Source organism: Mammaliicoccus sp. B-M6, assembly GCF_022386965.1.
Classification (GTDB): domain Bacteria; phylum Bacillota; class Bacilli; order Staphylococcales; family Staphylococcaceae; genus Mammaliicoccus; species Mammaliicoccus sciuri_A.
On record NZ_JAJNHJ010000007.1, the window covers coordinates 14,256 to 38,799 of the forward strand.

The following is a 24,544-nucleotide window of genomic DNA, read 5'->3' on the forward strand; positions in this document are numbered from 1 at the left end:
TTATTCTCCTAACATATCGTTGTAGCAAGATTCGTACTGATCAGCAATCACTTTAGATGAGAATCTTTCACGTACATCTTGAATCATAGCGTTTTGCATTTTGCGATAAAGTTCTGAATCTGTTAATAATTTGACCGCATATTCACTCGCTTTATCTGTATCACCGACATCAACCGTATAACCCGTTTCACCGTTTTTGATGACTTCTTTAATGCCACCTGCATTTGTACCAATCGGCACAACACCTGTAAGCATAGCTTCAAGTAATACAAGTCCAAAGCTTTCTTTTTCACTTAATAACAACGTTAAATCAGACATTTGATAGAAGATATTCACTTCATCTTGTTTACCTAAAAATAGAACTTGGTCTTCTATATTAAGCTGTTTAATTTGTTCTCTGGCCACTTGTAACTCTGGACCATCACCGATCAGTAATAGTTTAGATTTAATTTGTTTGTTAATTTTGTAAAACGTATCTACGACATCAGGCACGCGCTTAACTTTTCTAAAATTTGATACAAACGTGATGACTTTTTCATCTTCTTCTATGCCATAACGGCTTCTTAAATCTGTATTATAAATTTGTGGGAAACTTTCTTCTTGTACAAAATTGTATATAGTTTTGATTTCTTTATCAGGTTCTATAATGTCATATGTTTCTTGTTTTAGACTATCACTGACACTTGTTACAACGTCACTCTTTTCAATTCCGAATCGAATGGCACTTTGTAATGATGTATCATAACCTAATACTGTAATATCTGTTCCATGCAAAGTCGTCATGATTTTGACATCTTTTCCGGATATTTGACGCGCTAAAATACCACAAATTGCATGCGGTACCGCGTAGTGCATATGTAATATATCTAAGTCGTAATCGTTAATGACGTCTGCAATTTTAGCACTTAATGTAATATCATATGGTGGATATTGGAATACAGAATATTGATTTACGTCAACTTGATGAAATGTTACGTTTGGAACAGGCTCTCTCATTCTAAAAGGCATATTAGAAGTTATAAAGTGAATTTCATGCCCTCTTTTCGCCATCTCCAAACCAAGCTCAGTTGCAACGATACCTGAGCCCCCCATTGATGGATAACAAGTTATACCGATTTTCATATTAATCCTCCATTATGACTTATTTACGTTCAAATCTATCTTTATCTCTTACATTGAATTTATTCATTGTATCTTGGAAACTTTTATTTAAATCTATGTCTAAAGAATTTGCTAAACAAATTAAGACGAATAAATTATCGCCTAATTCAGCTTCAATTGTATTGTCTTCTTCTGTTGGTTTCTTTTTCTTTTCACCATGACTATGATTAATTTCTCTAGCTAGTTCTCCAACTTCTTCTGTTAATCTCGCTAAATTTGCTAAGGGCGAAAAATAACCTGCTTTAAACTGAGAAATATATTGATCAACTTCATGTTGCATCTCTTTCATGTCCATAAAATTTCCTCCCTACATATCTTTTATATCTCTATATAAAAGAACTCACATAATAAAATTATATATGATAATCATGCATAATGACAACGTAATAAGCTTATATCTACAAACCTCATAAATATTTAAAAATAAAAAATACCAACAAAGTCAAAAGACTTTATTGGTATTAAAATGATTTCATTAATTATTACGTGCCATTAGAATAAATCTTGCTAATTCAGCTACCGCTACAGCTGTTGCTGCAACGTATGTCATAGCAGCTGCAGATAATACTTTTTTAGCATGTCTATATTCTTGTTGGTTAACGATATTTAATTTTTCAATTTGTCGCATTGCCCGTTTACTTGCATCGAATTCAACTGGTAATGTGATGATTGAGAATAATACAGCGAATGACATAAATACGATACCAACCCATAATAATGTTGTACCGAATGTACTACTCATTGCTGTTAATACGATACCAGCTAAAATGATAATGTATGATAACGAACTTCCTAAATTAGCAAGCGGTAAAAGCGCTGATCTAAATTTAAGGAATCCATATCCTTGAGCATGTTGAATAGCATGTCCTACTTCATGTGCTGCAATTGCTGTACCCGCAACACTTGGTTGTTGATAGTTTGCCGGTGATAATACAACACGTTTCTTAGTTGGATCAAAATGATCTGATAAGAATCCTTCACCTTGTAACACTTCTACATCATGAATTCCATTTGCAGCTAAAATTTCTTCTGCAACTTGTTTACCCGTCTTCCCACTTGTTGAACGTACTCTTGAGTATTTATTGTATGTTGATTTTACTCTAAATTGGAAGTACATAGGGACAATCATAATGATAATAAAATATATGATATATGAAAACAAATAACTTCCTCCTTTTTATCCCTGTTATTTATTATATTACGGAGTGACGGCTCTTACGTCAAATATTTTGAACGTAATTCGATGTTTTTTTGGAAATATAGTAATAACAGAAAAGCGATAACACTTAGCCAAAAAGCAAAGTATCCTATATGTGACTCATACTGACTTAACATACTATAAACAGGATATTGATGATACACATAATCAATAACATCATTGTGAAATACCCAAATCATAGTTACGACAATGTGCCACTTTTTAATATTGAATAAAGGATAAAACATCAATGCTTGAATAGCCATAATGCCGTGTGAAGTCATCAGCATAATTGCCATTGGAACAAGTTGATCATAATGAATCATTACAAATATATTCATAACAACCGCCCATACACCATATTTAATTAATGTAATAAATGCTAAACATTCAAACAAACCTAAATGCTTATTGAAAATGAGTGCAGCTATCGCAATCACTAAGAATAATGTTGCTGTTGGACTGTCGGGTATAAATGGCCAAAAGTACCATTTGCTATCAAGTAATTGACTACCATACCATATGTATCCATAAATGGTGCCGAGAAGATTTGCAATAAATAGCGTAATGAGAATAGATTTCTGCCCCATTACATATCTCCAAAATTCCATTTTATTACTCCTTTGAAAAGAGCCCAGGGCACGCATATGCCCCAGGCTCAAATTTAATTATTTTTTCAATTCTTTACCGCTTGCATCTGTTTCATGTAAATCTGCAACGTATTTAGCAACTTTGTCAATTTCATCTTTAGAAAGTGTGTCTTTGAAGCTAGGCATTTTACCTGCACCATTTTCTACGAATCCTTTAACGCCATCTTTAGGTAGTTTCGATTCAACTAAGTTTGGACCTTGTCCACCTGTTAACTCACCACCGTGACAACTTGTACAGTTTGACTTGATGATGTCAGTATAAACTGGGTCTGACTTGTCTAAGTTAGAGAAGACGATTTCACCTTGTTTAGCTTGTTGCTTCCAATCATGGTAATAACTTGATTCCCATGTTGTATAGAATAAGATTGCAATTGCGATTAACATAAATCCAGAAGCAAATGGTCTCTTTGTCCATTTACGTTCAGGGCCTCTATCTAACCAAGGTGCTAATAATAAAGCACCGAATGCGATACCTGGTAAGATAATTGCTCCGAATGTGTTATAAGGACCAGATGCGAATGAATATTTAAGTATTTGATATAAGAATAAGAAATACCAGTCTGGTAATGGTGTATAACCAGTATCAGATGGATCTGCCACACGTTCAAGTGGCGATGGATGAGCAACTGTTAAACATAAGTACGCGATTAAGAATACCGCACCAGTCATCCATTCTTTTAGTAGAAAGTCAGGCCAGAAACTTTCTGTACGACCTGGAAATTCTGAATAATCTCGATTTAATTTCGGTTTGTCGTATGACTTTATTCTTGAATCACCAACAAACTTCATCCCTTTACCGCGATGCATGTCGCATGACCTCCTTTTTCATTTATTCACGTTAATTTTATAGTGGACCTGAAATACCTTGTTTTCTGATCATTATAAAGTGTGCTGCTAATAACGCGAATAGTGCAGCTGGTAGGAAGAATACATGTATCGCAAAGAAACGAGTTAGAGTTTGTGCACCAACTATCTCTGCATCCCCTGCTAGTAATGTCTTAACCCACGGCCCAATGATAGGAACAGATTCTGCAATTTGTAAACCTACTTTTGTTGCGAATAGTGCTTTCATATCCCATGGTAATAAATAACCAGTAAAACTTAATCCAAGCATTACGAAGAATATTAATACACCGACAACCCAGTTTAATTCTCTAGGTTGTTTATAAGATCCTGTAAAGAATACACGAAGTGTATGTAAAAACATCATTACTACTACTAAACTTGCTCCCCAATGGTGCATACCACGTACGATAACACCAGCAGCTACATCGTGTTGTAGATAGTAAACTGATTTCCATGCATTAACGATATCTGGAACATAGTACATCGTTAAAAACATACCTGATAAAACTTGTATTACTGTAATGAAAAACGTTAGACCACCAAAACAATAAACGAAAGCTGAAAAGTGATAAGCAGGGTTAACATGCTCTGGCACCTCATGATCAGCAATATCTCGCCAAATTGGTGTAATATCAAGTCTGTCATCGACCCAATCATAGATTTTATCTATCATTGTTAATCCCTCCTTATTTAGCTAATTCGTTCTCGTGCTTTTTACCGATTTGAATAATGCCACCTTTAACTTTTACTTCGTATTGATCAAGTGGTGCTAATGGCGGCGTACCTGGAATATTCTTACCGTTCTTTTCATAACGACCGTTATGACATGGACAAAAGAATTGATTTGGATTTGATTTATCGCCATTCCACTGTACTGTACATCCTAAATGTTTACAGACCGGTGATAATGCTACGATTTCATTTCCATCTTTGTACACCCAAGCAAATTCTGTAACTTCACTTGTGTACCAAGCATCTTCTTGCTCGAATTTAAAGTCCACTTTAATAGGCTCTTTACCAAGTTCTGACTCCTTTACGCCTGTAGCAATCATATCGCCTTGTGCATCAGCTTTGAATACAGGATCAAGCGCAAATCTACCCATAGGTAAAATCATACCAGCAGCCATAAATGACCCAACACCCATCAATGAATAGTTTAAAAATTGGCGTCGTGTGACACGTTGGCTCATTTAGATTCCCCCCTCTATTAATCGTTCTTTTATAACTAGGACAACTTAATTTTAGCCTATTATTTCAAGACGGTCAACGCTTTGTCACAATTTAAATGTTTATTTATTAACCTTTTATCTAGGAATTTTTAAAAAAATGAAAAGGCTTTATTATAAAGGCGAAAATATTGATGAAAAACTGTGAAAATAAGCCTATTTTCCACATAGAAAGGACAATTGTATTTTGGAAATAAAAAAAACGCAGCAAATCTTATTTAGTTAAGATTTGTTACGGATATTATGATGTGAAGTTATCTAGAAGTTGGTTATTATCGCACGAAGACTCAAAGATATCGTGCATCTACCAACTATTTATTCCATGTTCTAATGATAAACTTCATAAATTGTTTGAGGCAATTAATCCATATTTTTTCATGATTCTATAGACACGCTTATGATTAACCTGGAATTTAGTATGTGCCCTCAAATACTTATGTATTCTTCTAGATCCATATTTGCCATCATGTTCATGGTAAATTCTGAATATCTCATCTTTTAATTCATTATTGAATCTCTCGGATTGTGATTCTTCTCTGTTTTTCCATTTATAATAACTTGCCCTTGATATTCCAAGAATGGTACACATTTGATTCGTTGAATATTTATCTTTTAATGATTCAATTGTCTGATATTCTACTATTTGTCTTACTTTCGATTCATCAACTGCCTCTCTATTTCTTCCTGCTTTTTTAATACCTCATTCTCCATTTGGAGAAATTTATTTCTTTGTTCAAGTGCTTTTATTTTTAATTCAAGTTCTTCTTCTCTAGTTAAAGCTTCAACTGGTTTTCCTTTACCTCTACCATCTACTAAACCAATATCACCATGTTTTTCATATTTTTTTATCCAATTATAGACTTGTGAATAGTTAACTTGGTACTTTTCAGCTGTCTTATTAAAGTCTCTATTATTTTCAATACAATATTTAGCTATTTCAATTCTCTCTTCAAATGTTGTTTTTCTAGTATTCATAGTGTCTACCTCTAGATATGGAAAATAAGATTTATTTTACTTTCCTTCAGTATACTTTACCACCCAATTTTTTAAAGTAGCATGATGTAAAATAATATATTAAGACACTATATCTGAATAAGTTTTTTAAAGTTATTGAATTTGCCTTGTTTAAGTTCGACAGGTAGTCTAGCTTTATGTATAAAAATATCCCTATAGAGTTTTAGTTTTTAAATACTTACTCTATAGGGATAATACACTATAATCTATCGTGCATCTACCTACTATTTATTCCATGTTCTTATGATAAACTTCATAAATTGTTTGACTTCGTCTTCGATGAGTGTGCGTTTCATATCATCGTCTAAGTCACCCATTGGAATCGTGTTTACTTTATACAATTCGTGATCAACGTTCAGTTCTACTTGATCACTGCTTAAAATAATTATATTGTTCAAGCCATACTCTTTTAAACTTTGTATAAAAGATACGACGTGATCGTATTGATTACCACTTGTGAAAAATGTTGGTGTAAGTAGTAATCTACCTTTAAATTGTTTTTCTGCTAACATGCCAACAAGTTGAACTGTTTCATTTTGATCGCATGATGTTAATAATTGATGATTCATATCAATATTAGATACAGGTATGATGGCTGTATCGATATATTCTAAGTTGTTTTTTAATTCTTTTAAGTCAACATGATTAAATAACATTATCGATGTTCCTCCAACTCATTAATGAATTGTAATATTTTAGACATTTCTATAAACATGTCTTGATCGTTATTATCTAAAGATTTATCTATTTCATTACTGATGAGTTTACGCCAATGTCCTAGTCCATGTGTATTGTTATTATTTAAAGCACGAATATCTTTATCATCTCCATAATAATCAACAAGCATTTGCAACAACAGTAACTTATTTAGTCGATCATCATTTTTGTTCAAATATAAAAGTACATTTAAATGTGTATTATCTAGTCGAATATCGTGGAAGATTTGTCGACCATCTTCTATACAGAAGCGATCTTTACAATAAAGTAAAGGCAGTTGTTTAGATTGCTCGGTACTTATGGACAATATGCGTTCATCTGAAAATTCATTGACGAATGAAATGTTAGATAAATATTTAGGGCTGCTTTTTAATAAATTTAATATCCATACACTTTCAGCAATTTTAAAATCGTATTGATATAGAATATATTCAATAAATCGCTGTTTTTCATAGTTTAACCATGTATGATTCATAATTAACCCTACTTATAATAATCTTTCGTATTCTTGGTCCCAATATGGATTTTCAGGATCAAGTTTGCGAACAGATTCTAATATATTTTTAGCGTTATCGACATGACCGATTTCAATTAAGTAATGGTAATAGTCGTTTAAGAAATCAATATTTTGTGTTAAATCTGGATATGCTAATTCATAGAAGTGTTGAGCTTCTTTATCTCTTTCTTCTTCACCGAATGCATATGCAACGTGCCAAGCTACTACTGGGTCTATATCTTCATGATCAACATACGTTAATAAATTAATAAGACCTGTTATGTTATCTTTTTCTCGATAATAATCAGCAAGTATAATGGCAGCTTCAGTATAAGAAGGATCAACTGTTAATGCATCTTGTAACAGAATTGCACCATGCTCATCGTTAGTTGTTAACATTAGTCTAGCAGTATCTGTCATAAGTTCTTTATAATATGCGTTTAAGCGTAGCCCTTCTTTACCGATTTCTATTGCTTTTTCATAATCTTTTTCTGATTCATAAATTTGCAATAAGTAATGGTAAGCTTGCATAAAGTCTGGGTCTTTTTGTAATAACTTTTCAAGTTGCTTAATTGCTTCTCTTGTTAAGTCATTTTTTTGGTAACTAATTGCTTGTTTGAAATAATCTTCAGCTGTCATATCCATTTCTGATACATTTTCATAATATTTGATTGCTTCTTCGTATGCACCACTTTGTAAACTTGCGTCTGCCATTCGTGCATAAATCGAAATACCATTAATAATATCTTCACCAGTTTGCGTGATTGTTTCATAGTTAGAAATCGCTTTTAAATATTGACCATCGTAATAGTACATTTCAGCTAAAGCGAATGTAATCACAATATCATCTGGTTCCATTTCTTTTGCTTCAATTAATTTCTCTATTCCAACTTCGAATAAGCCTTGTTGTTGGTATAAATCAGCCTCAAGCATTAATTTCTCTGTAGAATGTGGGCTGTTATACAATACTTCATGCGCTTTATCTAAGTCGTTTTGGTCAATTAGCCCTTCTATATAATAAACAAGCAATTCATTTTCATCAGGATAAAGTAAATAAAGTTCTTCGAATATTTTAACGCCTTGATCGACAATACCGTATTTATATAATGTTTCGCCTAACATAAATAAAGCGTCGTGATCGTCAGATTGTAGAACTCTGTTTACTTTCTCATCTAAATGTTCGATATTCTTCATGTGAATATCGTCAATTACTTTATATACATCTTCCATGTTAAAGGACTCCTTCTATTCATTTATTAGAGATTTAAGTTCTTTAAATGCATCTAATACTTCTTCTTTAGAAACGGATTCAATTGTAAATGAAGCTTCACCATTTTGTAAAACCATTTGAATCGTTTGTCCAATATTCTTTTTGTCTTTTTTCATATATTCAAAAATTTGTTCAATATCAGCATGATTTAAGACATTTAAAGGGTAACCTAATTCTTTTAAATAATTAATGAACAGATGCACACTTGAAGTGCTATCGTACATATTTCTATTTTTATTTATCACTTTCTGGAAAAGAATACCGATCATCACAGCTTCACCGTGAGCAATTTTTGTTAAGTATTCAAGTCCGTGTCCAAAAGTGTGTCCTAAATTTAAATGTTTACGTACGCCACCTTCAAATTCATCTTCAATCACAATTTTCAATTTAGTTTCAATGCCCATTTTTAAATAATCTTCTATATTTTTCAATTGCGCTAATTCTTTAATTGAAGGATAAACATCCATTAAATGAAGTGTGTCGGCTTCACTATTTAAAATGGCATGTTTAAATATTTCACCATAACCACTACGTATTTCAATATGTGGCAATGTTTCTAGGAAATTTATATCATATATAACAGCGCGTGGTCTATGAAATGCACCGATTAAATTTTTACCGACCGATGCATTAATGCCCACTTTTCCACCGATTGCTGAATCGTGTGCCAAAAGTGTTGTAGGAACTTGTATAAAATCAATGCCACGTAACAAAGTTGCAGCTAGAAAACCAACAAAGTCTCCAGTTGCGCCACCACCGATAGCGATGAGTTGAGATTGTCTTGTGATATTCATTGATAAGAGCTTTTCGCTGAGCGATTCAAAATATGACATTTGCTTACAAGCTTCACCACTCATAACCGTTAAAAATTTAATATCTTGGTCTTGAAGATGTGACTTAATATAGTCTTTATGATATCTATAAACATCTTGGTCAATTAACACAATATTTTGTTCATCTGCTTTAAGATATTGATTAAGTTCAGCTAGTGCGTTCTGCTTTAATATTATCGGATAGTTGTTGTTAGTATATGCTGTTTCAAAAATCATTTCATCACCTAGAAGTTTAAGTTCCAATTACGATGATTCTTAATAGCTTCTTGTAATTGGTCAATGTGATTAGATTGGTATTCTTCAGTTAAAGCTTTTGCAACTTCAAATGCGATAACATTTTCACAAACAACACTTGCAGCAGGAACAGCACAACTATCTGATCTTTCAATTGTCGCTTTAAAGCTATCTTTAGAATCGATATCTACAGAGTTTAATGGTTTATATAATGTTGGTATTGGTTTCATAACACCATTGATGACGATTGGCATTCCATTTGACATACCGCCTTCAAGACCACCTAAGTGATTTGATAAACGATGGTAGCCGATTTCGCTATCGTAAGCAATCTCGTCTTGTATTTCACTACCTGGTTTTTCAGCAGCTTTAAAGCCTTCACCGAAACTAACACCTTTAAATGCGTTAATACTTACGACTGCTTGTGCTAAACGACCATCAAGTTTACGGTCATAATGAACATAACTTCCAATTCCAGCAGGCATATTTTCAACGACTACTTCAACGATACCACCGATTGAATCACCATCTTTTTTAGCTTCATCAATACGATTTCTCATTTTTTCAGCAACGTCATCATTTATACAACGTACGTCATTATGGTCAATATTTTGTTTGACTTCTTCAAGCGTGTATTCATAATCGTCTTTAACGCCACCGATTTCAATAACTCTTGAATAAATTTCAATGTCTAAAGCTTTTAATAAAATTTTAGAAACTGCACCAACAGCAACTCTTGCAGCTGTTTCACGAGCAGACGAACGTTCAAGTACATTTCTTAAATCTCTATGATTATATTTCATACCACCAACAAGATCGGCATGGCCAGGTCTAGGTTTAGTGATAACTCGTTTCATATTTTCTAATTCTTCTTCAGTTAATGGGTCTGCACCCATAATTTTTCTCCAATGTTTAAAATCATCATTCTTAACGATGAGTGTAATAGGGCTACCTAATGTATAACCATGTCTCACACCTGAAACGATTTCTACAGAATCTTTTTCAATTTGCATACGACGACCGCGTCCATATCCACCTTGACGTTTAAACATTTCTTCATTAATCTCGTTTACGTCAATTTTCAAGTTTGCTGGTACACCTTCTATAATGACAGTTAGTTGTGGTCCATGTGATTCACCAGATGTTAAGTAACGCATATTATCTCTCCCTACTGTTAATTAAATATAAAATTAATCATATCATATTTAGCGCGTTAAATTAACAAAAACAGACGAATAGTTTAACAAAGTTTTAGATTTTTTTGATTTTAAATAAGTGTGAATTATATGTTGTTATTAGCAGTTTTGGTGAGAAGTGCAAATACTGAGGTCGTTATTTGCAAGTTTGGCAAGAAGTGCAAATAAGGAGACCAGTAATTACAATTCTCGGTAGTATTGTAACTAAAGCTATCCATAGTAACAATTTCGCTGACTTTTGTAATTAAGGCAGTCCATAGTAACACTTCGGCCGAGTTTTGTAACTAAGGCGGTCCATAGTAACACTTCAGCCGAGTTTTGTAATTAACGCCCTCATTACGAACAAGTTTGGCCAGAAGTGTTTACAAGCCCCCCGTTATGAACAAGTTTGACCAGAAGTGTTCACAAGACCCTCGTTACGAACAAGTTTGGGCGAAAGTGTTCGTAACGACCTGAGAATACCCCCGAATACTCGTGTAACCCCCCGAAAATACCCACTTCCGCCTCTTAACAAAAAAGTAGTTCAACAAATTATCGTTGAACTACTTCTCTATTGTATTTATTTTTCGTAAACCCAATTTTCATTGTTTAATTTATAATCATTTAGTTCTGATTGATCAAACCAGAGACCAATTTCACGTTCTGCTGATTCGTTTGAATCTGATCCATGAATAATGTTTCTGCCTAAATCGATACCATAATCCCCTCTTATCGTACCTGGCGCTGCTTTAGTAGGGTTTGTTTCACCAACAAGTGTTCTTGTTACTTCTACTACATTCTTACCTTCTACTACCATTGCAAATACTGGTCCTGATGTAATAAAGCTTACTAAATCGTTGAAGAAAGGTTTCTCAACATGTTCAGCATAATGTTCTTTAGCTAATTCTTCATTAGCTTGGAATAATTTAGCTGCAACTAATTTTAAGCCTTTTCTTTCTAATCGTGAAACAACTTCACCGATTAAGTTTCTTTGTACTGCATCAGGTTTAATCATTAAAAAAGTTCTTTCCATTGCGTAATCCCTACCTTTGTTTTATGTAAATCCAAGATAAGTTTATCATTGACTACGCATACTTGCAAGCGCTTTCTAGTGGTTTCTATCTCTTATTTTCACAATTATTTCCAAGAGCATTTTTTTACCTGATTCATTATTTAATGTATCAATTAAATTTTCTGCTTTTTGTAAATAATGATTGCTTACTTCTTTAGATTTTTGTAATTCTGGTGATGTAATAATTTCTTGAACTAATCCGTCAAATACTTCTGAAGGACTATCTGGTTGTAGTTCATTGATGCTTGCTTTAAAATCTTTAGAATTTTTCATTCTTAATAAGACTGGTAAAGTTAAATGTCCGTTTCTTAAATCAGATCCAACTGGTTTACCGAGTTTCTTTTCAGTACTTGTGAAATCTAAAATGTCATCTACTATTTGATAACTCATACCAATGTAATATCCAATTTTAGTTAACTTCTTCACAGTTTCATCATCTGCACGTGCCGCGTACGCACCTAATTCTGTAGATAGTGAAATAAGCAATGCGGTCTTACGTTTAATTCTACGTAGATAATTTGTTATCGATTGATTTGATACGAATTGATCTTCGAATTGGAATAGTTCTCCACGACATACTTCGATAATACCATTTGCTAATTGTTCATGAAGCTTTGGATGTTCTATTTGGCTAACTGCATTTAAAGATTGAGATAATAAATAGTTACCCGTAATAACTGCAGTTTGCACATCCCACTTCTTTGCTATAGTTGGTTTACCTCTTCTTTTGTCACTTTTATCAATGACATCATCATGAACTAAACTGGCCATATGTATAAGTTCTAATGTAGTTGCTACAGTGATTACATCTCTTGAATAATGCTCGCCAAATTGACTTGCAATTAAAGTGAATAATGGTCGTATACGTTTACCACCAGAAGTTAATAAATATTGGCAAGCTTCGTTTATAGTGTTTTGGTCACTATTTATATAACTATTCAATTGTTTTTCTATTTCTTTTACTTCTTTATTTATATGAATTTTAGTTTTGTCATACATGTAATCACCTTGTTATTTAGGTTTGTAAGCTAAATGCATTGCTGAAACGCCGCCAGTGAAGCTTTTCACTTTAATTCTTTCGTATCCTACATCAGCAAACATTTCTGCTAATTCTTTTTTGCCAGGGAAGTTTCCAGCAGATTCTTGTAACCAGTTGTATTCTTTTAAAGATTTCGCAAAAATTTTACCGAATAGTGGCATGATATTTTTGAAATAAAATCTATATAATTGTTTGAATACTGGCATTGTTGGCTGACTTGTTTCTAGACATACAACCATGCCGCCTGGTTTAACGACTCTTTTAAGTTCGCTTAAGACATGTTTATAATCGGGTACGTTTCGTAAGCCGAATCCGATTGTTACATAATCAAATTCATTATCTTCGAATGGTAAGTTCATAGCATCACCATGAATTAAATGTATATTTGCCATGTTATCTGTTTTTTTCTTACCGACTTCTAACATATTCTCACTAAAGTCGATACCAACTACTTCACCATATGGTCCCACAGCGTGACTTAATTGAATTGTCCAATCTGCAGTTCCGCAGCAAACATCTAAAGCTTTTGAACCTGGTTTAACATCCATTTGTTTCATTGTATATTTACGCCATCTTTTATGTTGCTCGAAGCTGATGATATTATTTAATGTATCATATTTACCTGATATATTTTGGAAAACTTCATGTACGTGTTCTGATTTCGATTTATTATCCACTAGTTATTCATTCCTTTAAGTTTAAAAATGTAGTTATTCATTAATAATAATATGCATAAATTTGATCTTTCAAAGTTTCTTTATCCATATTAATTTTGTAGTAATCAATCACTGTTGTAATAAAGATTGATTCTATTTCTTTTATAATAGCTGTATCTTGATTTATTTTATCATGAGCCAACGTTTGTTTTAATTCATTTTGTTTACTAATTGCTTGAGTCATAATATCTAAAAATACGAGGTCTTTATTTAATGTAGCACATTTATAAAAATATGCACTAACAAGATCACCTATTAAGATATCTTGATTAGAAACATTTGGCTCGCCTATTCTATTTAAAAAGCGCATTGAGGCATCAATAGATAATGTAGCTAACTTAGCATTAGTATCGATGTTCATTTCATCTAGTACGTCAGCTATGATTGGATTAACTACAGGTACATTACTATTCTCTACACCTTTTAACAAATTAGAAATATCTTTTTTATAAATTTTTTCAATTTTATCCATCTTATCACCTCAACAATATCACCTATATATCTTAACACTAAGTTAAATGAATTGAAAATGCATATATTCATTTCATATAAAGAAATAAGACAAATAAAAAAAGCCCTTAAAAAGGGCTTTGATACAATCAATTATTTAACTGCATCTTTTAATGCTTTACCTGCTTTAAAAGCTGGAACTTTGCTTGCAGGGATATCAATTTCTTTACCAGTTTGTGGGTTACGTCCTTTACGAGCAGCTCTTTCGCGTACTTCAAAGTTACCGAAACCAATTAATTGTACTTTTTCACCGTCAGATAAAGATTTTTGAATTGATTCGAACACTGCATCTACAGCAAGACCAGCTTCTTTTTTAGTTAAATTAGCTTTTTCACTTACTGAGTTGATTAATTCTGTTTTGTTCATTTCAATTTCACCTCCCAAAAGGTTATCTAATGATATGTATAAATACCATTATGATAAGACTTTAACACAACAACCTGTGCCACTGCAACGATTTACAAGCTATAAATGCATAATTTCTATATTTTTATTAATATTTTTTCACTTTTGATTTAAAAACAGGCTCATTTTTACTATTTATTGTAAATTCAGGCGAATAAGCCGGTAATATCGGCGAATCTTTGTATAATAAATATCGAATATCTTCACCTGGTTTAGGAAGTGATTTTTCTTTTTTAATTGCTTTTGCTAAATCTAATCTATAATCAATAACAAAATCATTTCCGCCGTTCATATAAACAGGTAATCGCTCATTACTATATGGACTTGGTACAGTTGGTTGTTTCTTGAAACCATATTTTTTGTATTCAATTTCATATACATTAGGTGCAACTTTTTTACCTAATTGTAATGGTTTACCTGATGCATCTATTCGAATTCGAATATCTTTTAAGACTTCTGACGTTCTTAAATCGATTAAATGCACTTTAGGGTCTTTGTCGACATCCATGATTACATATTGATAAATACCGCCGTTCTCAAATGAATTACCTGGTAATTGTGATAAGAACTTTGGTTTTAATTTATTAAAGTCAACTGGGTGTTTTAAGTATAATGAATAACTATCATCTCTATCTTTGATAGGTAATAATCCACCACTTGCCTTTTTGTATTCATCTACCGCTGTTTGAACCATACTTAATTGGTCTTTCGCTGGCACTTGGTTTTCTGTTTTCTCTTTATTAGGAAAAGCGCATGCTGACAAAATTAAAGTACTCAATATTAATAAGATCGATATTTTTTTGTAATTATGCATGGCTCGATCCACCTAATACAACAATCATAAAGATACCAGCAATAATAAGAGAAATGACTGCTAAAAACATTGTTATACTACTGATGATTTTATTTTTTAATTTAAATCTTGATAAATATACGAGTATAATTGCCAAAATCATAAAACCAATAGAATAAAATGACACCCACATTAAATCCATTCTTGATATATCAAACATTTAAATACCCCTCTTGCTTAAATATTCTCTGACTTTTTGTCACGTTCCATAAGATCTTTAACACCTTCAGAAACTGGATAATCTTCGAATAACACTTTATACAAACCTGAAGTTATTGGCATTTCAACATCATATTCTTTTGCTAAGTTGTAAGCAGCTTCTGTTGTTCTTACGCCTTCAACGACCATATTCATTTCTTCTAATGCTTCGTCTAATGTAGCCCCTTTACCAAGCATATTTCCGCATTTCCAGTTTCGTGAATGTACAGATGTACAAGTAACGATTAAGTCACCGATACCACCAAGACCTAGGAATGTCATAGGATCAGCACCCATTTTAACACCTAAACGTGTAATTTCAGCTAAACCTCTCGTCATAAGTGCTGCTTTCGCATTGTCACCATATCCAATTCCGTCAGTAATACCTGCAGCAAGTGCAATGATATTTTTTAACGCGCCACCTATTTCAATACCGACAAGATCATTGTTCGTATATACACGGAAATAATCCGTCATAAATAAATCTTGAGCTAAACGAGCAACTTCTTCGTTTTCAGATGATACTGAAACTGTTGTTGGATGTTTTATCGCAACTTCTTCTGCATGACTTGGTCCTGATAATACAGCGATACCGCCATTGATTTTGCTATCGATTGATTCATCAATCATTTCAGAAATACGTTTGAAAGTGCCAGGTTCGATACCTTTAGACACATGGATGAATACTTTTTTACCATAAGCGATTTCATTAATATTTTCACATACTTCGCGAATGGCTTTTGTCGGAACAGCAATAATAAAGATAGACGCATGATGAACAGCATCCTTTAAATCAGTTGTTGCTTTAATATTTTCATTTAAAATATTTTCTTTTAAATATTTTGTATTCTTATGTTCTTTGTTGATTTCGTTAATAGTTGTTTCAGTTTTACCCCACATTAATACATTATGTTGGTTGTCTGCTAATACGTTTGCTAAAGCAGTTCCCCAACTACCTGTACCAAATACAGTTATATTTGTCATAGTTATCAATCCTTTAATATTAGTTTCTTTTTCTTGAGATTAAATGAACTGGTGTACCTTCATAACCGAACGCATCTCTTATACGATTTTCTAAGAAACGTTTGTAAGAGAAATGCATTAATTCAACATCATTAACAAATATTACGAATGTTGGCGGTTGAATCGCTACTTGTGTTGCATAGAAAATGTTTAATCTTCTACCATTATCAGTAGGCGTTGGATTCATCGCTACAGCATCTGTAATAACTTCATTAAGTGTAGAACTTTGTACACGTTTACGGTGGTTTTCATCTGCCATCGTAATTAATGGGAATAATGTTTTTAAGCGTGATTTTTCTAATGCTGATACGAACGCAATTGGCGCATAGTCTAAGAATTGGAAGTTATCTCTAACTTTTTCTTCAAACTTCTTCATTGTTTTCGAATCTTTTTCAACGGTATCCCACTTGTTAACAACAATAACAATTGCTTTACCGGCTTCATGCGCATATCCAGCAACTTTTTTGTCTTGTTCAATAATGCCTTCTTCAGCATCAATCACAACAAGTACGACATTAGAACGTTCGATGGCTTTTAAAGCACGTAATACTGAATATTTTTCAGTACTTTCGTATACTTTACCTTTCTTTCTCATACCTGCAGTATCAATTAATACATATTCTTGATCATCATATGTGTATATTGTATCAATCGCATCTCTTGTTGTACCAGCAATTGGTGAAACGATAACACGTTCTTCTCCAAGAATGGCGTTGATTAAACTTGATTTACCCACGTTTGGTCTACCAATCAGTGATAGTCTAATTGTTTCATCATCATAATCTGGTTCGTCATCTTCAGGGAAATGTTTAGCCGCTTCATCTAATAAGTCACCTAAACCTAGACCATGTGAACCTGAGATTGGGAATGGCTCACCAAATCCTAATGAATAAAAGTCATAAATTTCACTACGCATTTCTGGATTATCAATTTTATTAACTGCTAATACGACAGGTTTATTTGATTTGTATAATATTTTAGCGACCATTTCATCAGCTTGTGTTACACCTTCACGTCCATTAACCATAAAGATGATAACATCCGCTTCATCAATTGCAACTTCTGCTTGTGCTCTTATTTGTTGTTGGAAAGGTTCATCACCTAAATCTATTCCGCCTGTATCTATTAAGTTGAAGTCATGTGTTAACCATTCTCCACTTGAATATATTCTATCTCTTGTTATACCAGGTGTATCTTCAACGATAGATACCCTCTCGCCTATAATTCTATTAAAAATTGTAGATTTCCCTACATTTGGTTTACCTACAATTGCTATAATGGGTTTCGTCATAAACCTACTTCCTCTCTTTCATAATCCTTTCTATTTTAACATATGATGACTATTTAGCCTATCGAATTAAAAAACTAAAAAAGACTGAAACATTTCATTATGTTCCAGTCTCTTATATATACACATATTATAATTTAAAATCTTTTAATTTATCTCCGAAGACATCTCCTAAAGTAGGATTGTCATCATCTGTATCTTGTTGGTTTAAATATGATTCATCAAAATCAGTTTCTTGTTCAATTGTATCTTTAATAGATAAAGAAATTCTTTCTTCATCTTTATCGACAGCAAGAATTTTCACTTGTACATCTTGTCCTTTTTCTAATACTTCTTCAGGATTACCGATGTGTTCGTGGCTGATTTGAGAAATATGAACTAAACCTTGTAAGCCAGGTGCGATTTCTACAAATGCTCCGAATTGAGCTAAACGCACGACTTTACCTGGTACGATATCACCAACAGTGAATTGTGACTCGATTTGTTCAAATGGGCTTGGTAACGTATCTTTAATTGATAAAGAAATTCTTTCTGCTTCTCTATCAACAGCACGTACTTTAACTTTAACCGTATCGCCAACTTTTACAACTTCGTCAGGTGATTTAACATGATCATGAGATAACTCAGATACATGTACAAGTCCATCTACGCCACCTAAGTCAATGAATGCACCAAAGTTCGCAATTCTAGCGACAGTACCTTCTAATACATCACCTTGTGAAATATTATTGAGTAAGTCTTCTTTTTTAGAACTTAATGCTTCTTGTTCAACTTTCTTGTGACTTAAAATGACTCTGTTATTTGTTTGATCTAATTCTTCAACTTTAAGTGTTAATACTTTACCTAAGTAGTCAGAGAAATCATCAATATAGTTTACAGAGATTAATGAAGCTGGAATAAAGCCTCTAATACCAGCATCAACAACTAAACCGCCTTTCACTACTTCAGTTACTTCAGCTTCGATTGTTGCGTCATCTTCTAAAATCTTTTGTAACTTTTCGTATGAAAGATTTTCATCTAATTTACGTTTCGATAATATATAATGTCCGCTTTCATCATTTTGTTCGATTTTAGTTACGAATGCTTCGATTTCATCACCAATATTGACGACTTCGTTAGCTGTTTCGATGTGTTGAGTTGACAGTTGGCTAATTGGAATGATGCCATCAAATTTACCACCCACTATATGCACAACTACGTGTTTATCTTCTACTTGTTGTACAGTACCCTTAACTTTGTCACCTTCTTGCACTTCATTTATCATGGATTCGTTGAATTCTTCCGTCATCAAAATTGCCTCCTTTAAATAAATATCATAATAATAACTTCTTATAAAGCGGCTAAATTGTCAAGAAATTCGAACTATTTAGACCATTTTACTTTTTGCAAGTTCGACTATCTTATTTGTCACTTCTTCAATTGACAATCCAGTCGTATCGATACTAATAGCATCTTCTGCTTTCACTAAAGGTGAGATTTCACGATTCATATCATATTGGTCACGACGTTCAATATCAATCTTTAATGATTCGATATCAGATTCGATGCCACGTAATTCATTATCTTTAAATCTTCTAATAGCACGTTCTTCAACTGATGCTATCATGTATACTTTTAATTCTGCATCCGGTAACACTGTTGTACCGACATCTCTACCATCCATTACGACATTTTTCTCATCTGCTAATCTTTGTTGTTCTTCTACTAAAAATGTTCTAACAGGTTCTTTAGAGGCCACATATGAAACTTTTTCGGTTACATCATTTTCTCTGATTCTTTCTGAAACATCTTTACCGTTTAAAATAACACGTTGCCCGTTATCTAATACGATTTTTAAGTCAATTTCTTTAACAAGATGGTCAAAGTCTTCTGAGCCTTGCTCAATATAATAAAGTGTAATCGCTCTATACATAGCGCCTGTATCCACATAAATCATATTAAAATGTTGCGCTACAAGTTTAGCGATTGTACTTTTACCAGCTGCTGCTGGACCATCTATTGCTATATTTATTTTTTTCATTTGTATACCCTCTCTTGTTCTTTAATCTTATATATTTTATCATAAATTATAATCATATGAATAGGAGGAAAGAAATGAAGAGAATATTAGTTATACATACTGGTGGAACAATTAGTATGTCTGAAGATAAAGATACAGGTAAAGTAGAAACAAATGCTGAACATCCGATGCATAGACATCAAGCATTTATACAATCTCTAGGTGATATTACAGAAATAAATCCATTCCAAGTACCTTCCCCACATATGAATAATCAATATATTAATCAATTGAAAGATATTATTACAGAATCAATTGATAAAGATGAATATGATGCGTTTGTGATTACTCATGGAACAGATACTTTAGAAGAAACGGCGTATTTATTAGATTTAACAATAGATACGAAGTTACCTATTATTTTAACAGGTGCCATGAGATCTTCAAATGAAATAGGTTCGGATGGCTTATACAATTATGTTTCAGCTTTAAAAGTAGCATCAACAGATGATGCGCAAAATAAAGGGGTAATGGTTGTATTCAATGATGAAATTCATACAGCTAAAAATGTAACAAAAACACATACGTCAAACACGAGTACTTTCCAAAGTCCAAACTATGGACCAATTGGCAGTGTTACAAAGACGCATGTTATATTCCATCATCAACCTTTTCCATATAAAAAATATCCAAACATCAATCCAAATATCAAAATAGGTATTGTAAAAGCTCACATGGACCTATCAAGTGATTTATTAGATTTCTTTGTAGAAAAACAATATGATGGTCTAATTATAGAAGCCCTTGGTCAAGGCAACATGCCACCTACTGCATTACAAGGTATTCAGAACTTGCTCGATGCTGATATTCCAGTTGTAATGGTTTCGCGTTCATTCAATGGCATTGTAGGCGGTATTTACGCATATGAAGGTGGCGGATACCAACTTCAACAAATGGGCATTATTTTATCAAACGGATTAAATGGACAAAAAGCACGTCTTAAACTACTTGTTGGTTTAAGTAATCATTTATCTAAAGAAGATTTAGTTGAATATTTCGCATAAAAAATAACCATGTTACTGGCTAATTGTCCAATAACATGGTTGTTTTTATGATTCTAAAGGTGTTTGCTTTTTTCTTTCAATATCTTGTGCAATTGTACCGCCGTGGAATTTACCATTTTCGATAAATATCGTGTTAGCATCGTTACCAGCAGCTATAACACCAGCGATATATAAATTCTCAACATTTGATTCCATTGTATCTCTATTATATGAAGGTGCAGTTCCAAATTCATTTGTAATTGTTTCTACACCACAAGATTCTAGGAATTTGTAATCAGGGTGATAACCGATCATTGCAAAGACAAAGTCATTTTTAATTGTATATGACTTACCTTCTTTATTAAATGTAAGAGTGTCTTCATCGATACGTTCTACTTCACTGTTAAAATGCATCGTGATTTTTTCGTGTTTTGCTAATGATTCAAAGTTAGGCAATATCCATGGTTTAATACTTTTAGAGTATTCTGATCCACGGTATAAGACTGTTACATTTGCGCCAGCTTTTTCTAATTCAATTGCTGCATCGACAGCTGAATTTTTGCCGCCAATAATCACAACATCTTGATTAAAATATGGATGTGCTTCTTTGAAATAATGCATCACTTTACTTAACTCTTGACCTTGTACTTCTAATTCGTTTGGTTGACCGTAGTAACCAGTAGCAATTGTTAAGAATCTCACTTTATACGTTTGTTTAGTTGTTGATACTAAAAATCTATTATCAACCTTTTTAACAGCTAACACTTCTTCAAAAGTTCTTACATCAAGTTGGTGATGTTTCACGACTTCTCTATAATAAACGAGTGCTTGATTTCTTTTAGGTTTTAAATCTTCAACGATAAATGGTACATCACCAATACCAAGTTTATCACTAGAAGAAAAGAATGTTTGATGAGTAGGATAATGATAAATAGCATCTACAACATTACCTTTTTCAATCACGACAGCATTAATACCTTTTCTCTTCTGTTCGATTGCTGCACTCAATCCACAAGGGCCACCACCGATTATTAAGCTTTCATATTCTTGCATGTACTTTCACTCCTTATAATATCCTCAATCATTATATCAATAATGCGAGATTAGTAAAATAAAATGAAACTGAATATATGAAAAGATTGGGATTGTAGCGTGGCTAGGTGTTATTAGCAGTTTTGGTGAGAAGTGCAAATAAGGAGACCAGTAATTACAATTCTCAGTAGTTTTGTAACTAACAACCACGTTATGAACAAGTTTGGCCGAAAGTGTTCAAAACAGCTGCCACAACACCATATTCAACACCCTTAAAATGAAAAGAACCTGAACACATTTCGTGTTCAGGTTCTTTCTTAATTTATTCTTCTGATACATCAAGTACTTTGAATCCATTTTTTCCTAAATACTTAATGAATTTTTCTAAGTTGTTTGTTTTCTCAACTTTGATGATCATTCTGCGATACATTTTATCTGTTTCATCAAATGTTACAAATGATATTGTGTTGAGTTTGAATTTCGCAATGATACTTGATAATCGTTTAATTCTGCCTTCAGCTTCTACAGAAGTAATCGCAATACGGATTCCTTTTTGTTTCATACCGAATGCTGATTTAAATTGTTCCATTACATCATATCTTGTTACGATACCAAGAAAATCTTTATCGTCATTTACAACTGCTAATATTGGAAAGTCTTGCAAGTTAAGTAGTGATTCTTCTACTACATGGTTTGCATTTAATGAATGTAAATCTAACGTTAAGATTTCTTCAATTTTAGTACTTTCAATAAATTCATCCCTTGAGACATTTTCTTTTTTGAAGAAGTAATGTCTAAAAATACTATATCTTGTGATCATGCCAATATACTTTCCATCAGCAACAACTGGTAACCCATCAATACCATGATGTTCTAATTTATCAAGTGCTGAGTGAATCGTATCTTTCGGATTCGCGATATAACATTTTTCCTTTGGTATCATAATGTTCGTTAAATACATAAAGCCATCCCCTTTTGTTTATGTCTATGGTATTACTAAATTCTGACCTTGAGATATTTCATTGCCAGAAATACCATTTGCTTGTCTAATTTTTTCTACATTTTCTGGTGATCCACTACCATAATATTGAATCGCAATACGGTATAAGTTTTCTTTACCAGTTACAGTATGTGATTCTTGAGACTGATTTTGGTTTTGATTACTTTGTGTATTTTGATTTGTTTGGTTGTTAGCTGCATCATCAGCTGCATTTTGTACATCTTCATTACTTGCGCTATCACTATATTGATTTACGCTATCGTCACTGTTTTGATCTTGGTTGCTTTGGCTATCTTCATTGCTATTTGCATTTGAGTCTGAATCTGAATTACTTTCGTCTGAGCTATTTTCAGAAGAATTATTTGAGTCGCTTGAATCACTGTTTTTGTCAGAGTCTTCATTTGATTCTTTAGCTTTGTCATTTGCTTTATCTTCGTCTTCTTTTTTAGCTCTATCTTTTTCAGCTTGTTCATCAGCTTTTTTCTTAGCGTCACTATTTGTTTGCTCTGTTTTTTCAGCAATTTCTTTACCGTTATCTTTATTTGCACCATTTAAGTACATACCTAAGAATAAGGCAAGTGCGCCAAGTATAAGAATTGCAGCTATTATAGGAACAAGTGCTTTCTTGAATTTATTTGAGTTGCCATCATCGCCGTTTTGTCCACCACTACCATTACTTGGTGGTGTACCTCCACCGGCTGAACCGCCTCCTACAGCTCCTGCTGCACCAGCGCCAACAGCTCCGGCACCCGCTGCTGCGGCTGCACCTTTTTTGTTTTTAGATTGCTTTTCTTTGTTATCTTTGCTGTTAGATTCTTGCTTGTTGTTTTTATTTGATGCGGCAGATGCTGCTGCACCTTTTTTACCTTTTGACTTGTCTTTTTGAGACTCATTTTTGTTTTGATCTTTAGCATTATTCTGATTTGCAGAATTATTTGCGGCACTAGCGCCTGCACCAGTAGCAGCGGCAGCACCTGCAGCTTTTTTATAATCATTTTGATCTTTAGGTTGCTGATCCTTAGTTTCAGGTTTGTCTGTTAAAGATCTTTTTTGTTTTGGTTTATTATTTTGAGTGTTTTTATTGGCATTAGCAGCACTTGCGCCTGCTGCTCCAGCACCAACTGCACCTGCAGCACCAATTGCTCCAGCCTTTTTAGACGACTTATCTTCGTTATTTGGTGTTTCTGAAGCTTTAGGTGTTTCTTGTTTAGGTTGTTCTTCTTTTGCTTTCTGTTTGTTAGCTTCTTCTTTTCTACGTTGTCTTCTTAATGCGCCTCTTGGTGGATATTGTTGTTCTTGTTTACTTTGTTGTTTTTCTTCTTTTTTGTCGTTTGTTTCTTTTCGATTTGGCTGACTTTTATCGTTTACCTCTTCGTTGTTGTTTTCTACTTCTTGTGTCTTGTCTTCAGGTCGTTCTATCTTTTGACGACTTTTTTCGAATTCGTCTTTAAAATTATCTTTAGACAATAAACTCACCTCATCATTATCTTTTTGTATATATTGAATTATACTTTATTATATCCTTGTTGAACTTATCAAGTAAAGC

Annotated in this window: 29 protein-coding genes; 1 reads left to right on the forward strand and 28 read right to left on the reverse strand. The window is 33.1% G+C overall.

The window, feature by feature from the left end; translation table 11 throughout:
* From bshA to cmk, 25 genes are all read right to left on the reverse strand, one after another.
* On the reverse strand, window positions 1–1,122 hold the full coding sequence (bshA, locus tag LQ693_RS03915; RefSeq protein WP_049318836.1) for an N-acetyl-alpha-D-glucosaminyl L-malate synthase BshA: 1,122 nt from the start codon (window positions 1,120–1,122) through the stop codon (window positions 1–3).
* 19 nt (window positions 1,123–1,141) lie between these two features.
* Complete coding sequence (locus LQ693_RS03920; RefSeq protein WP_025905482.1) at window positions 1,142–1,456, reverse strand: nucleotide pyrophosphohydrolase; 315 nt, start codon at window positions 1,454–1,456, stop codon at window positions 1,142–1,144.
* 180 nt (window positions 1,457–1,636) lie between these two features.
* On the reverse strand, window positions 1,637–2,323 hold the full coding sequence (locus tag LQ693_RS03925; protein WP_037588148.1) for a zinc metallopeptidase: 687 nt from the start codon (window positions 2,321–2,323) through the stop codon (window positions 1,637–1,639).
* 53 nt (window positions 2,324–2,376) lie between these two features.
* Window positions 2,377–2,970: a DUF1405 domain-containing protein gene (locus LQ693_RS03930; protein WP_239703080.1), complete on the reverse strand. Its 594-nt coding sequence runs from the start codon at window positions 2,968–2,970 to the stop codon at window positions 2,377–2,379.
* 57 nt (window positions 2,971–3,027) lie between these two features.
* Window positions 3,028–3,816: a menaquinol-cytochrome c reductase cytochrome b/c subunit gene (locus tag LQ693_RS03935; RefSeq protein ID WP_119594268.1), complete on the reverse strand. Its 789-nt coding sequence runs from the start codon at window positions 3,814–3,816 to the stop codon at window positions 3,028–3,030.
* 37 nt (window positions 3,817–3,853) lie between these two features.
* The gene (gene qcrB / locus LQ693_RS03940) at window positions 3,854–4,528 is read right to left on the reverse strand and encodes a menaquinol-cytochrome c reductase cytochrome b subunit (protein ID WP_016912349.1); all 675 of its coding nucleotides are present in this window, start codon (window positions 4,526–4,528) and stop codon (window positions 3,854–3,856) included.
* A 13-nt stretch (window positions 4,529–4,541) separates the two neighbouring features.
* Window positions 4,542–5,045: a Rieske (2Fe-2S) protein gene (locus LQ693_RS03945; protein ID WP_025905478.1), complete on the reverse strand. Its 504-nt coding sequence runs from the start codon at window positions 5,043–5,045 to the stop codon at window positions 4,542–4,544.
* Between the two features lie 376 nt (window positions 5,046–5,421).
* Entirely contained in the window at window positions 5,422–5,670 is a 249-nt protein-coding gene (locus LQ693_RS13800; RefSeq protein ID WP_080690523.1) for an IS3 family transposase, read from the reverse strand.
* Between the two features lie 59 nt (window positions 5,671–5,729).
* On the reverse strand, window positions 5,730–6,056 hold the full coding sequence (locus LQ693_RS03950) for a helix-turn-helix domain-containing protein (RefSeq protein ID WP_107565214.1): 327 nt from the start codon (window positions 6,054–6,056) through the stop codon (window positions 5,730–5,732).
* A gap of 263 nt (window positions 6,057–6,319) precedes the next feature.
* Entirely contained in the window at window positions 6,320–6,751 is a 432-nt protein-coding gene (locus LQ693_RS03955; RefSeq protein ID WP_025905476.1) for a DUF2487 family protein, read from the reverse strand.
* A complete protein-coding gene (locus LQ693_RS03960; protein WP_103361590.1) occupies window positions 6,751–7,287 on the reverse strand; it encodes a YpiB family protein in 537 nt (178 codons plus the stop codon). Before LQ693_RS03960 ends, LQ693_RS03955 begins: the two co-directional genes overlap by 1 nt.
* Before the next feature lie 12 nt (window positions 7,288–7,299).
* A complete protein-coding gene (locus tag LQ693_RS03965; RefSeq protein ID WP_025905474.1) occupies window positions 7,300–8,538 on the reverse strand; it encodes a tetratricopeptide repeat protein in 1,239 nt (412 codons plus the stop codon).
* A 15-nt stretch (window positions 8,539–8,553) separates the two neighbouring features.
* A complete protein-coding gene (aroB, locus tag LQ693_RS03970) occupies window positions 8,554–9,627 on the reverse strand; it encodes a 3-dehydroquinate synthase (protein WP_345772674.1) in 1,074 nt (357 codons plus the stop codon).
* Window positions 9,628–9,635: 8 nt separating this feature from the next.
* Complete coding sequence (gene aroC / locus LQ693_RS03975; RefSeq protein WP_037588158.1) at window positions 9,636–10,802, reverse strand: chorismate synthase; 1,167 nt, start codon at window positions 10,800–10,802, stop codon at window positions 9,636–9,638.
* Window positions 10,803–11,400: 598 nt separating this feature from the next.
* On the reverse strand, window positions 11,401–11,853 hold the full coding sequence (gene ndk / locus LQ693_RS03980) for a nucleoside-diphosphate kinase (protein ID WP_025907103.1): 453 nt from the start codon (window positions 11,851–11,853) through the stop codon (window positions 11,401–11,403).
* A 75-nt stretch (window positions 11,854–11,928) separates the two neighbouring features.
* Entirely contained in the window at window positions 11,929–12,891 is a 963-nt protein-coding gene (locus tag LQ693_RS03985) for a polyprenyl synthetase family protein (protein ID WP_025907101.1), read from the reverse strand.
* Between the two features lie 12 nt (window positions 12,892–12,903).
* Entirely contained in the window at window positions 12,904–13,608 is a 705-nt protein-coding gene (locus tag LQ693_RS03990) for a demethylmenaquinone methyltransferase (protein ID WP_025907099.1), read from the reverse strand.
* A gap of 40 nt (window positions 13,609–13,648) precedes the next feature.
* Entirely contained in the window at window positions 13,649–14,119 is a 471-nt protein-coding gene (locus tag LQ693_RS03995; RefSeq protein ID WP_025907097.1) for a hypothetical protein, read from the reverse strand.
* 131 nt (window positions 14,120–14,250) lie between these two features.
* The gene (locus LQ693_RS04000; RefSeq protein ID WP_016912122.1) at window positions 14,251–14,523 is read right to left on the reverse strand and encodes an HU family DNA-binding protein; all 273 of its coding nucleotides are present in this window, start codon (window positions 14,521–14,523) and stop codon (window positions 14,251–14,253) included.
* Between the two features lie 127 nt (window positions 14,524–14,650).
* A complete protein-coding gene (locus LQ693_RS04005) occupies window positions 14,651–15,376 on the reverse strand; it encodes a hypothetical protein (protein WP_103361591.1) in 726 nt (241 codons plus the stop codon).
* Window positions 15,369–15,575 carry a DUF2768 domain-containing protein gene (locus tag LQ693_RS04010; RefSeq protein ID WP_025907089.1) on the reverse strand — a complete coding sequence of 69 codons (207 nt, stop codon included), beginning with the start codon at window positions 15,573–15,575 and terminating at the stop codon, window positions 15,369–15,371. The genes LQ693_RS04005 and LQ693_RS04010 overlap by 8 nt, the downstream gene beginning before the upstream one ends.
* 17 nt (window positions 15,576–15,592) lie before the next feature.
* Window positions 15,593–16,597 carry an NAD(P)H-dependent glycerol-3-phosphate dehydrogenase gene (locus LQ693_RS04015; protein ID WP_107565212.1) on the reverse strand — a complete coding sequence of 335 codons (1,005 nt, stop codon included), beginning with the start codon at window positions 16,595–16,597 and terminating at the stop codon, window positions 15,593–15,595.
* Window positions 16,598–16,616: 19 nt separating this feature from the next.
* Window positions 16,617–17,927, reverse strand: a complete 1,311-nt coding sequence (gene der / locus LQ693_RS04020) for a ribosome biogenesis GTPase Der (protein ID WP_025907085.1) — start codon at window positions 17,925–17,927, stop codon at window positions 16,617–16,619.
* 127 nt (window positions 17,928–18,054) lie between these two features.
* Window positions 18,055–19,212, reverse strand: coding sequence for a 30S ribosomal protein S1 (gene rpsA, locus LQ693_RS04025; protein ID WP_107565211.1), 1,158 nt, complete (start codon window positions 19,210–19,212; stop codon window positions 18,055–18,057).
* Between the two features lie 78 nt (window positions 19,213–19,290).
* The gene (cmk, locus tag LQ693_RS04030) at window positions 19,291–19,944 is read right to left on the reverse strand and encodes a (d)CMP kinase (RefSeq protein ID WP_025907081.1); all 654 of its coding nucleotides are present in this window, start codon (window positions 19,942–19,944) and stop codon (window positions 19,291–19,293) included.
* 74 nt (window positions 19,945–20,018) lie between these two features.
* Between cmk and LQ693_RS04035 the strand changes: the two genes are divergently transcribed.
* Window positions 20,019–20,987, forward strand: coding sequence for an asparaginase (locus tag LQ693_RS04035; RefSeq protein WP_025907079.1), 969 nt, complete (start codon window positions 20,019–20,021; stop codon window positions 20,985–20,987).
* 45 nt (window positions 20,988–21,032) lie between these two features.
* Here LQ693_RS04035 and LQ693_RS04040 read toward each other — a convergent pair whose 3' ends face one another.
* The 3 genes from LQ693_RS04040 to LQ693_RS04050 form a co-directional block, all read right to left on the reverse strand.
* On the reverse strand, window positions 21,033–22,019 hold the full coding sequence (locus LQ693_RS04040) for a YpdA family putative bacillithiol disulfide reductase (RefSeq protein WP_025907077.1): 987 nt from the start codon (window positions 22,017–22,019) through the stop codon (window positions 21,033–21,035).
* 301 nt (window positions 22,020–22,320) lie between these two features.
* Complete coding sequence (locus LQ693_RS04045) at window positions 22,321–22,959, reverse strand: CBS domain-containing protein (protein ID WP_103361594.1); 639 nt, start codon at window positions 22,957–22,959, stop codon at window positions 22,321–22,323.
* A gap of 24 nt (window positions 22,960–22,983) precedes the next feature.
* Window positions 22,984–24,465, reverse strand: a complete 1,482-nt coding sequence (locus LQ693_RS04050) for a LysM peptidoglycan-binding domain-containing protein (protein WP_239703078.1) — start codon at window positions 24,463–24,465, stop codon at window positions 22,984–22,986.
* Window positions 24,466–24,544 lie beyond the last annotated feature (79 nt).